7 protein-coding genes are annotated in these 11963 nt (G+C 71.9%); all 7 read left to right on the top strand.

Going from position 1 to position 11963, the window contains the following annotated elements:
* Positions 1 to 37: 37 nt before the first annotated feature.
* Positions 38 to 466 carry an ATP-binding protein gene (locus tag JHAT_RS01390; RefSeq protein ID WP_077796154.1) on the top strand — a complete coding sequence of 143 codons (429 nt, stop codon included), beginning with the start codon at positions 38 to 40 and terminating at the stop codon, positions 464 to 466.
* A gap of 358 nt (positions 467 to 824) precedes the next feature.
* Positions 825 to 3230, top strand: a complete 2406-nt coding sequence (locus tag JHAT_RS01380; RefSeq protein WP_077796152.1) for a sodium-translocating pyrophosphatase — start codon at positions 825 to 827, stop codon at positions 3228 to 3230.
* Positions 3231 to 3433: 203 nt separating this feature from the next.
* Positions 3434 to 4021: a small secreted protein gene (locus JHAT_RS01375; protein ID WP_077796151.1), complete on the top strand. Its 588-nt coding sequence runs from the start codon at positions 3434 to 3436 to the stop codon at positions 4019 to 4021.
* A gap of 86 nt (positions 4022 to 4107) precedes the next feature.
* Positions 4108 to 5673 carry a class I SAM-dependent methyltransferase gene (locus JHAT_RS01370; protein ID WP_077796150.1) on the top strand — a complete coding sequence of 522 codons (1566 nt, stop codon included), beginning with the start codon at positions 4108 to 4110 and terminating at the stop codon, positions 5671 to 5673.
* A gap of 196 nt (positions 5674 to 5869) precedes the next feature.
* Positions 5870 to 6067, top strand: a complete 198-nt coding sequence (locus tag JHAT_RS01365; protein ID WP_077796149.1) for a hypothetical protein — start codon at positions 5870 to 5872, stop codon at positions 6065 to 6067.
* A 270-nt stretch (positions 6068 to 6337) separates the two neighbouring features.
* Positions 6338 to 9214 carry a type I DNA topoisomerase gene (gene topA / locus JHAT_RS01360; RefSeq protein ID WP_077796148.1) on the top strand — a complete coding sequence of 959 codons (2877 nt, stop codon included), beginning with the start codon at positions 6338 to 6340 and terminating at the stop codon, positions 9212 to 9214.
* A gap of 134 nt (positions 9215 to 9348) precedes the next feature.
* On the top strand, positions 9349 to 11963 hold a 2615-nt coding region (gene tmk / locus JHAT_RS01355; protein WP_077796339.1), incomplete at its 3' end, for a dTMP kinase.

Genomic DNA, 11963 nt, shown 5'->3' with positions numbered 1-11963 from the left:
GCCCCTCGAAGCACGCCCGCAGTTCCGAGGGGGATGCATGGCCACCGTCGAACTCCGTTTCAGCGCGCTGCCCGAGCATGTCCGCACCGCCCGTCTCGTGGCGGCGGCGGTGGCACGCAGGGCCGGAGTGGACGAGGCCGTCCTCGACGAGGTCAGGCTCGCCGTCGGCGAGGCCTGCACCCGGGCCGTGGGCCTGCATCAGCACGGCGGCATCACGGCGCCGGTCAACGTGTCGCTGATCGAGGAGGAGAAGCAGTTCTCCATCGAGGTCGGCGACAAGGCGCCGCACGCGGCACCCGGGACCGGAGCGCCGGGCGCCGCCGACGACGCGGAGACCGAGGAGGACGAGATGGGCCTCGCGGTCATCAGCGGTCTCGTCGACGACGTGGAGGTCTCGGCAGGACAGGACGGCGGACGGATCCGCATGACGTGGCCGACCACGCCCGCGGTACTGCCGCCGGTCTGACACTCCCGATCACCCGGTACTCCCGGTCATCCGAAGGGCCCTACCTCGTAGGGCCCTTCGTCATGTGCGGAAGGTGCGGGGCGCGCATACAGTGGTGCCGTGCGGGCGATAAGTGAATTCATTCACGATCGATCCCGTGGAAAAGGATGCGGAAAAGGATCAGGTAAGCGGAAAGGATCAGGCGGGCGGAAAAGGATCAGGCGGAGGGATCACGGATTAATGCCGGAAGGGCATTACTACGTCCGGCGTCCTTCCGGTTGACAGAGGTATTCCCTTTGTCGTGCACTGTTTCGATCAGGTTCCGGTACCTACGATCCCGTCCACATCTTGAGCTCAGCCCAAGCGTCAAGGAGGACGAATGGCGGAGCTTTCCCTCCCTCATCGGTCGGTCGACGCCTCGACCGTCGCCGCCGCCGTACTGACCGACGGGAACCGCGCCCTGGTCGCGGTCATCGCGGTCGTCGCGCTGGCCGCGCTGGTGCTCGCGGGAGTCCTGGTACGCCAGGTGCTCGCGGCGGGCGAGGGAACCGACAGCATGAAAAAGATCGCGGCCGCCGTCCAGGAAGGCGCGAACGCCTATCTGGCCCGGCAGCTGCGCACGCTCGGCGTATTCGCGGTCATCGTGTTCTTCCTGCTCATGCTGCTGCCCGCGGACGACTGGAATCAGCGTGCCGGGCGATCGGTGTTCTTCCTGATCGGCGCGGCGTTCTCGGCGGCCACCGGTTATATCGGCATGTGGCTCGCCGTACGCAGCAATGTGCGCGTCGCCGCGGCGGCGCGGGAAGCGACACCGGCCGCGGGTGAACCGGAAAAGGACCTCACCCTCGTCTCGCACAAGGCGATGAAGATCGCGTTTCGCACGGGCGGCGTCGTCGGCATGTTCACGGTGGGGCTCGGCCTCCTGGGCGCCTCCTGCGTGGTGCTGGTGTACGCGGCCGACGCGCCGAAGGTGCTGGAGGGGTTCGGTCTCGGTGCCGCGCTGATCGCGATGTTCATGCGGGTCGGCGGCGGCATCTTCACCAAGGCCGCCGACGTCGGCGCCGACCTGGTCGGCAAGGTCGAACAGGGCATCCCGGAGGACGATCCGCGCAATGCCGCGACCATCGCCGACAACGTGGGCGACAACGTCGGCGACTGCGCGGGCATGGCGGCCGACCTCTTCGAGTCGTACGCCGTGACGCTGGTGGCCGCGCTGATCCTCGGCAAGGTGGCCTTCGGCGACGCGGGACTGGCGTTCCCGCTGCTCGTGCCGGCGATCGGTGTGATCACCGCCATGATCGGCATCTTCGCGGTGGCGCCCCGCCGGGCCGACCGCAGCGGCATGAGCGCGATCAACCGGGGCTTCTTCGTCTCCGCGGTGATCTCGCTGGTCCTGGTGGCGGTGGCCGTCTTCGTCTACCTCCCCGGCACGTACGCCGACCTCGACGGCGTCACCGACGCGGCCATCGCCGGGAAGAACGGCGACCCGCGGATCCTCGCGCTCGTCGCCGTGGCGATCGGCATCGTGCTGGCCGCCCTCATCCAGCAGCTCACCGGCTACTTCACGGAGACCACCCGGCGGCCCGTCAGGGACATCGGCAAGACGTCGCTCACCGGCCCCGCCACCGTCGTCCTCGCCGGTATCTCCGTCGGCCTGGAATCCGCCGTCTACACCGCCCTGCTGATCGGTCTCGGCGTCTACGGGGCCTTCCTGCTCGGCGGTACGTCGATCATGCTGGCGCTGTTCGCGGTGGCGCTGGCCGGCACCGGCCTGCTCACCACCGTCGGCGTGATCGTCGCCATGGACACCTTCGGGCCGGTCTCCGACAACGCCCAGGGCATCGCCGAGATGTCCGGCGACGTCGAGGGCGCCGGCGCCCAGGTGCTCACCAACCTGGACGCCGTCGGCAACACCACCAAGGCCATCACCAAGGGCATCGCCATCGCCACGGCCGTCCTCGCCGCCTCGGCGCTGTTCGGTTCGTACCGCGACGCGATCACCACCGGCGCGCGGGACGTGGGCGAGAGGCTCAGCGGCGACGGCGCCCCGATGAGCCTGATGATGGACATCTCGCAGCCCAACAACCTCGTCGGGCTCATCGCGGGCGCGGCGGTCGTCTTCCTCTTCTCGGGGCTGGCGATCAACGCGGTGTCGCGGTCGGCGGGTTCGGTGGTCTTCGAGGTGCGGCGGCAGTTCCGGGAGAAGCCCGGGATCATGGACCACAGCGAGAAACCCGAGTACGGCAAGGTCGTCGACATCTGTACGAGGGACGCCCTGCGGGAACTCGCCACGCCCGGGCTGCTCGCCGTGATGGCACCCATCTTCATCGGGTTCACACTCGGTGTGGGCGCGCTCGGCGCGTTCCTGGCGGGCGCGATCGGCGCGGGCACGCTGATGGCGGTGTTCCTCGCCAACTCCGGCGGCGCCTGGGACAACGCCAAGAAACTCGTCGAGGACGGCCACCACGGCGGCAAGGGCAGCGACGCCCACGGGGCCACCGTCATCGGGGACACGGTCGGCGACCCGTTCAAGGACACCGCGGGCCCCGCCATCAACCCGCTGCTGAAGGTCATGAACCTGGTCGCGCTGCTCATCGCGCCGGCGGTCATCAAGTTCTCCTACGGCGCCGACAGGAGCGTCGGCGTGCGGGTGCTGATCGCGGTCGTCGCGTTCGTCGTCATCGCCGCGGCGGTGTACGTGTCCAAGCGGCGCGGAATCGCCGTGGGCGACGAGGGCGGCGCCGACCGGGAACCCAAGTCGCCTGATGCGGCGGTGGTTTCGTAACCGCCGCCTTCGACGACGGCGGGAAGTCCCGCTCAAGGCACGGGCGGACGACGCGTACTGACGCGGCGTCCGCCCTTTCCGTCGTTCGCACGCCCTCGCCGTGACCCTTCTCTCTCTGGTGCAAATGGCTGCAATACGGTCCTAATGGATGTTCGTCCTGCGAGTGTCCTCCATCCGGCGTGTATGTTCCGGGGCCGAGAGCCATGGAAGGGACCAATCCGGTGAACAAGAAGCTCGCGGCCGCACTGTCCGGCGGTGCGGTACTGGTACTGGCGCTGACGGGATGCAGCAGCGACGACGGCGACGACAAGCTGGACGCCTGGGCCAAGCAGGTCTGTGACGGGGTGCAGCCGCAGGCCAAGAAGATCGAGGCCGCCAACGCCGCGATCCAGAAGGAGACCTCGGACAACAGCACGCCGGAGCAGGTCCAGAAGACCGACGCGAAGGCCTTCCAGGACATGTCCGACGCCTACAAGGCGATGGCGAGCACGGTGCAGAACGCCGGGGCGCCGGACGTCGAGGACGGTGAGAAGAAGCAGCAGGACGCGGTCAAGGAGCTCAACGGCCTCTCCGCCTCCTACGCCTCGCTGAAGAAGCAGGTGGAGGGCCTGGACACCAAGGACCAGGCGAAGTTCGCCGACGGCCTCAAGGACGTCGCCACCGAGCTGAACAAGCTCGGCAAGTCCGGCAGCGACGCGCTGAAGACCCTCGAGGAGGGTGACGTCGGCAAGGCGATGGCCCAGCAGCCCAGCTGCAAGTCGGCCACCGCGTCACCGGCGGCCGCGGGCTGACACCGTGGCACGGCCGGACGGCGGCCGTGGGGCGGACGGGCCCGCGCCCGGCGGGCACGGGGCGGAGCGCGGGCCACAATGGTGAGGTGAGTAACGCCAGCCTCTCCCCCCTGCCCTCCGCCGACCGCCCCGACGTCACCGCGCGGCTGCGGGACGCCCTGCTCGGGGCGTCCTTCACCGCCGACGGACTGCTGGAGCTGCTCGGCGCCCCCGCCTACGCGGCGCTGTCGCGCGGCGAGGTCGTGCCCGCGCTCCGGGTCACCCGCGGTGACACGCCGCTGGAACTGCTCGTCCGGCTGTTCCTCCTCCAGCAACCGGTGCCCCACGCGCGCGCGGCGGACGTCCTGCCGGTCGAGGCGTGCCTGGAGAGCGGGTGGCTCGTGTCCGTCGACGGCGAGCTCGCGGCCACCGTGGACGTACGGCCGTACGGCGGACCCGACGGCGAGGACTGGTTCATCGTGTCCGACCTCGGCTGCGCGGTCGGTGGAGCAGGAGGCGTGCGCGTCGGCGCTCCCGCGAGGGGCGACGACGGGCGACGGGAGGGCGACGCCGGCAGCCGGGCGGAGAGCGTCGTCCTCGGCGTCGGCGGCGCCTCCACGACCCTCGCCGGCCTCACCGTCCGCACCCCCGTCTCCGCCGCCCTCGACCTCGGCACCGGCTCCGGCATCCAGGCGCTGCACGCCGCCCGGCACGCCACGCGCGTCACGGCGACGGACGTCAACCCGCGCGCGCTGCGCATCACCGCGCTCACGCTCGCCCTGTCCGGGGCCCCGGCCGCCGACCTGCGCGAGGGCTCGCTGTACGAGCCGGTCCGCGACGACGAGACGTACGACCTGATCGTCTCCAACCCGCCGTTCGTGATCTCCCCGGGCGCCCGCCTCACCTACCGCGACGGCGGGATGGGCGGGGACGAGCTGTGCCGCACGCTCGTCCAACGGACGGGGGAGCGCCTGAGCGAGGGCGGGTTCGCGCACTTCCTCGCCAACTGGCAGCACGTGGAGGGGGAGGACTGGACGGACCGGCTGCGCTCCTGGGTGCCGCGCGGCTGCGACGCGTGGATCGTGCAGCGCGAGGTGCAGGACGTCACGCAGTACGCCGAGCTATGGCTCAGGGACGCGGGCGACCACCGCGGCGACGAGACCGAGTACCAGGCGCGCTACGACGCGTGGCTGGACGAGTTCGAGGCGCGCAAGGTCAGGGCCGTCGGCTTCGGCTGGATCACGCTGCGCAGGACGGCGGCCGCGGAGCCGTCGATCACGACGGAGGAGTGGCCGCACCCGGTCGAGCAGCCGCTCGGCGAGACGGTGCGGGCACACTTCGCCCGCCTCGACTACCTGCGCGAGCACGACGACGCGGCCCTGCTGGAGTCGTGCTTCACGCTGGCCGCAGAGGTCGTCCAGGAGCAGGTCGGGCTGCCCGGCGCCGAGGACCCGGAGCACGTCGTGCTGCGGCAGAACCGCGGCATGCGCCGGGCCACCCGGGTCGACACCGTCGGCGCCGGGTTCGCGGGCGTCTGCGACGGCACGATGAGCGCCGGCCGCATCCTGGACGCCATCGCCCAGCTGGTGGGCGAGGACCCGGTGGCGCTGCGCGACCGCACGCCCGCGCAGATCCGGCTGCTGGTGGAGCAGGGGTTCCTGGAACCGGCGTAGGGATTTCTCCCGGCGGCGGAGGAGGCGCGGCCGACCGCCCCCGGAGGCCCTGGCGCCGGGGGCGGACCCGGCGGAACGAGCCACGGGCGGGAGCCGTCGGTTCCTCGTTCACTTCGGGTTCGCCTGCCCGCCGTCCACGCGTGACAGCCTCGCGGAGGCTGGGCACTCGCGGACGGAGAAAAGGGGCACGGGGACCATGGAGAGCGGGCCGGCGGTCTTCGCGGGAATGGTGTTCGCCCTGTTCGGGGCCGGTCTGCTGGTGTGGACCGTGACACGGGTGCGGCACGGTCGGCCCGTCGCGCTGGGTGTGAGGCCCGTCGCATCGGCGACCGTCGCGAGTGTCGTCGCCGTGACCGCGCTGGCCGTCGGGGCATGGTGTCTGACGCGCATGTGAGAGGCCGGATCCGGTCGGCGCCCGTCCCCCGTCCCAGTAACCGGGGGGTTGCGCTCCGGATATGCGTATCCGGGCCGGTGGACACTCCGGGCGGCAGGAACAGGGTTCGTCGGGTTACCGTTCGAGTGGCCGTTGCGGGCTTTTCCCGTTTGACACGGGGGCGGGAGGTACCGTCACACTCCGCAGCGTCACGACCGAAGTGCAGTACGACCCGACCCCGGGAGCACCGCCTGGGTCAGGCCCCAGCGTCGACCGGAGAGAAGAGCGAAGTTGTCCCCGACCAGCGAGACCGCGAACGGCGGCCGCCGACTCGTCATCGTCGAGTCGCCTGCCAAGGCGAAGACGATCAAGGGCTATCTCGGTCCCGGCTACGTCGTCGAGGCGAGCGTCGGGCACATTCGCGACCTTCCCAGCGGCGCTGCCGAGGTACCCGAGAAGTACACCGGCGAGGTCCGCCGCCTCGGTGTGGACGTCGAACACGACTTCCAGCCGATCTATGTGGTCAACGCTGACAAGAAGGCGCAGGTCAAGAAGCTCAAGGACCTGCTGAAGGACTCCGACGAGCTCTTCCTCGCCACCGATGAGGACCGCGAGGGCGAGGCCATCGCCTGGCACCTCCAGGAAGTCCTCAAGCCGAAGATCCCGGTCAAGCGCATGGTGTTCCACGAGATCACCAAGGACGCCATCCGCGCCGCCGTCGCCAACCCGCGCCAGCTCAACCAGAAGCTCGTCGACGCCCAGGAGACCCGCCGCATCCTCGACCGCCTCTACGGCTACGAGGTCTCGCCGGTCCTGTGGAAGAAGGTCATGCCGCGCCTGTCGGCCGGCCGCGTCCAGTCCGTCGCCACCCGGCTCGTCGTCGAGCGGGAACGCGAGCGCATGGCGTTCCGCTCCGCCGAGTACTGGGACCTGACCGGCACCTTCGGCACCGGCCGCGCCGGTGACGCCTCCGACCCGTCGTCGCTGGTCGCCCGCCTGCAGACCGTCGACGGACGGCGCATCGCGCAGGGCCGCGACTTCGACTCCCTGGGGCAGCTCAAGAGCGCGAACACCCTCCACCTCGACGAGGCGAACGCCCGCGCGCTCGCCGCCGCGCTGGAGCACACCCGCTTCGCCGTCCGCTCCGTCGAGTCCAAGCCGTACCGCCGCTCGCCGTACGCCCCGTTCCGTACGACGACGCTCCAGCAGGAGGCCAGCCGCAAGCTCGGCTTCGGCGCCAAGGCGACCATGCAGATCGCCCAGAAGCTGTACGAGAACGGCTACATCACCTACATGCGTACGGACTCGACGACCCTGAGCGACACGGCGATCGCCGCCGCCCGCGCCCAGGTCACGCAGCTGTACGGCGCCGACTACCTGCCCACGCAGCCGCGCACGTACGCCGGCAAGGTCAAGAACGCCCAGGAGGCGCACGAGGCGATCCGCCCCTCCGGCGACCGCTTCCGCACGCCCGCCGAGACCGGACTGACCGGCGACCAGTTCAAGCTCTACGAGCTGATCTGGAAGCGGACCGTCGCCTCCCAGATGAAGGACGCGACCGGCAACAGCGTCACCGTGAAGATCGGCGGCGCGGCCTCCGACGGCCGGGACGTCGAGTTCAGCGCGTCCGGCAAGACGATCACCTTCCACGGCTTCCTCAAGGCCTACGTCGAGGGCGCCGACGACCCGAACGCCGAGCTGGACGACCGCGAGCGCCGCCTGCCCCAGGTCGCCGAGGGCGACGCGCTCACGGCCGAGGAGATCACGGTCGACGGCCACGCCACCAAGCCCCCGGCCCGCTACACCGAGGCGTCGCTGGTCAAGGAGCTGGAGGAGCGGGAGATCGGCCGCCCGTCGACGTACGCGTCGATCATCGGCACGATCCTCGACCGCGGCTACGTGTTCAAGAAGGGCACGGCGCTCGTCCCGTCCTTCCTGTCCTTCGCCGTGGTCAACCTCCTGGAGAAGCACTTCGGGCGGCTCGTCGACTACGACTTCACCGCCAAGATGGAGGACGACCTCGACCGCATCGCCCGCGGCGAGGCCCAGTCCGTGCCGTGGCTGAAGCGGTTCTACTTCGGCGAGGGCGAGAGCGGGGGCGGCGCGGCCGACGCCGGCAACGGCGACGGGGACCACCTCGGTGGCCTCAAGGAACTGGTGACCGACCTCGGCGCGATCGACGCGCGCGAGGTGTCGTCCTTCCCCGTCGGCAACGACATCGTGCTGCGCGTCGGACGCTACGGCCCGTACGTCGAGCGCGGCGAGAAGGACGCCGAGAACCACCAGCGCGCCGACGTGCCCGACGACCTGGCGCCCGACGAGCTGTCCGTCGAGCTGGCGGAGGAGCTGCTCGCCAGGCCGAGCGGCGACTTCGAACTGGGCACCGACCCGGCCACCGGCCACACCATCGTCGCCAAGGACGGCCGCTACGGCCCCTACGTCACCGAGGTGCTCCCCGAGGGCACCCCGAAGACCGGCAAGAACGCCGTGAAGCCGCGGACGGCCTCGCTGTTCAAGTCGATGTCCCTGGACACCGTCACCCTGGACGACGCCCTGAAGCTGATGTCGCTGCCGCGCGTCGTCGGCACCGACGCCGAGGGCGTCGAGATCACCGCGCAGAACGGCCGCTACGGCCCGTACCTGAAGAAGGGCACGGACTCGCGGTCCCTCCAGTCCGAGGAGCAGCTCTTCACGATCACGCTGGAGGAGGCGCTGGCGATCTACGCCCAGCCCAAGCAGCGTGGCCGGGCCGCGGCCAAGCCGCCGCTGAAAGAACTGGGCACCGACCCGGTCAGCGAGAAGCCGGTCGTGGTCAAGGACGGCCGCTTCGGCCCGTACGTCACCGACGGCGAGACCAACGCGACCCTGCGCTCCGGCGACAGCGTCGAGGACATCACGCCGGAGCGCGGCTACGAGCTGCTCGCCGAGAAGCGCGCCAAGGGGCCCGCCAAGAAGACGGCGAAGAAGACCGCGGCGAAGAAGACCACCGCCAAGAAGGCCCCGGCCAAGAAGGCGGCGGCGAAGAAGACCGCGGCCAAGTCGACGACCGCCAAGTCGACGGCGAAGAAGACGACGGCGAAGAAGACGACGGCCAAGACGACGACGGCCGGGACGACGGCGAAGGCGGCCGCCGAGAGGGCGACCACGTCCCCCGGGTCGGAGGACTGAGCCGGTCTCAGGTCCTCCGCGCGGCACGTACTGTCGTTCGCTGAGCGAACGCCCCGGCATCGATTCGGTGTCGGGGCGTGCGTACGTTCGGCCGGGTACCACGGCCTGACGGTGGCGCCCGATAGGCTGAACGCATGACGCGAGCCGAGCAGCCAACGGCCTCTCACCCCGCCCCGGACGACGCCCTCGTCGCGGACTCCCGCGAGCGTGCCGTCCGCGCCCTGCTGCGACGACCGCAGTTGAGGCGGTTGTGGGGCGCACAGCTCGTGGGGGGTGTCGGCGACACCCTCGCCCTGCTGGTGCTGGTCCTCCTCGCCGTGCAGGCCGCCACGGGAGCGGGCTCGTTCGGCGGGGGCTACCGGGGCGTGGCGTTCGCAGTGGCGACGGTTTTCGGCGTCCGCATCCTGGCGACGCTGCTCTTCGGCGCGGTCCTGCTCGGCCCGCTCACGTCGCTCACCTCGCAGGACGGTCCGCTCGACCGCCGCTGGACCATGGTGGGCGCGGACGGTCTGCGGGCGGTGCTGCTGATCGTGGCGCCGCTGTGGATCGACTGGACACCGGACGACGCCCTCGCCGCCCTCCTGGTGACCGGCTTCGTCACCGGCGTCGCCGAGCGCTTCTGGACCGTGTGCCGGGAGAGCGCGGCCCCCGCCCTGCTGCCCGCGCCGCCGCCGGAGGGCGCGACGGTCCGCCCCCTGCCGGACCACATGGACGCCCTGCGCCGCCTGTCGCTGCGCACCGGCTTCGCGGCGATCCCCCTCGCCGGAGCCGTGCTCGTCGTCGCCGGACTGCTGAACAACCTGCTGGGCGCCGGCGTCGACTGGTTCGCCCAGCACCAGGCGGCACTCGCCTCGTACGTCGCGGCCGGACTGTTCGCCGCCTCCCTGTCCCTGGTGGCCTTCCTCGAGCTGCCCGCGATCCGCACCCCGCGCGCCCGGTCGCCGCTGGAAGGCATGCGCCGCCCGCGGACGGCCGCCGGTGTCGACAAGGGCCGCACCGGCGCCCTGCCGCTGCTGGTGTTCGCCTGCGCGGCCGTCGCCGCGGTCGTGTCCGCCGCCGTGGCCGTGGCGGTCCTGCACGCCAAGGACCTGGGCGGCGGCCCGGTGCTGTACGGGCTGATGGTCGGCGCCCTGACCGGCGGGGTGGTCGTCGGCATCCGCACGGCGCCGGCCCTGCTGCCGTCCCTGTCGCGGCGGCGGCTGCTGGCCCTGGCGATCGCCTTCGTCGGCGTCGCCCTGCTGGCCGCCGGCCTCGTCCCGGACGTCACCACCGTGCTGCTGCTCCTCGCCCTGGCCGGCGTCGGCGCGGGCGTGGCCGCCAACACCGGGCACGCGCTGCTCGACCAGGAGACCGAGGACCACCGCCGGAGCCGGACGACCGAGCACCTGCACGCCGTCGTCCGGGTCTACGTGGCGCTCGGCGCGGTGATCGCGCCCGTCGTGGCGGCGGCGATCGGGCCGCACCGGCTGGAGAACGGCAAGTTCGTCTTCGCGCACGGCGGCGCCGCGTTCGTGCTGATGCTGGTCGGCGCGCTGCTGCTGCCGGTGGCCGCGCTGGTGCTGGCCAAGGTCGACGACCGTTCCGGAGTGCCCCTGCGGCAGGACCTGAAGGACGCGCTGCTCGGTGGCGACGACCCGGTGCCGAGCCCCGCGGCGAACGGTTTCTTCATCGCCCTGGAGGGCGGCGACGGCGCCGGCAAGTCCACCCAGGCGGAGGCCCTCGCCGAGTGGATCCGGGGCAAGGGGCACGAGGTCGTGCTGACCCGCGAGCCGGGGGCGACGCCGGTCGGCAAGCGCCTGCGGTCGATCCTGCTGGACGTGTCGAGCGCGGGTCTGTCGCACCGCGCGGAGGCACTGCTGTACGCCGCCGACCGCGCGGAGCACGTCGACACCGTGGTCCGGCCCGCGCTGGAGCGCGGCGCCGTGGTCATCTCCGACCGGTACATCGACTCCTCGGTCGCCTACCAGGGCGCCGGGCGCGACCTGTCGCCGACCGAGATCGCCCGGATCAACCGCTGGGCGACCAACGGGCTCGTCCCGCACCTGACGGTCCTGCTGGACGTCCCGCCGGAGACGGCGCGCGAGCGGTTCACCGAGGCACCGGACCGCCTGGAGTCGGAGCCCGCCGAGTTCCACGCGCGTGTGCGGGCCGGTTTCCTGACGCTGGCCGCCGCCGACCCCGGCCGCTACCTCGTCGTGGACGCGGGCCAGGAGCCCGAGGCCGTCACCACCGTCGTCCGCCACCGGCTGGACCAGGTGCTGCCGCTGTCCGAGGCCGAGATCGAGGCCCGGGAAGAGGCGCGCCGCAAGGCCGAGGAGGAGGCCCGGCGCAAGGCCGAGGAGGAGGCCGCGCGCAAGGCCGAGGAGGAGCGCCTGGAGCGCGAGCGCCTCGAGCAGCTGGAGCGGCTGCGCGCCGAGGAGGAGGAGCGCAAGCGGCGCGAGCTGGAGGAGGCGCAGCGGCGCGAGGCCGAGCGGCAGGCCGAGGAGGCCCGGCAGCGGGCCGAGGAGGCACGCCGGAAGGCGGAGGAGGAGCGGGCACGGCTCCTCGCGGAGGAGAAGGCGCGGGCCGAGGAGGAGGCCCGCCGCCGCGCCGAGCAGGAGCGGCTGCGCAGGCAGGCCGAGGAGGAGGCCCGGCTGCGCGCCGAGGCCGAGGCCCGGCGCCTGGAGAAGCAGCGCAAGGCCGAGGAGGCCCTGATGCGCGCCGAGGAGGCGCGCCGGGCGGCGGAGCGGGCGGCGGCCGCGGCGGCGGC

The organism is Streptomyces sp. JHA26 (assembly GCF_002005565.1).
GTDB lineage: Bacteria > Actinomycetota > Actinomycetes > Streptomycetales > Streptomycetaceae > Streptomyces.
This window is presented reverse-complemented; position numbering and strand designations above follow the sequence as displayed.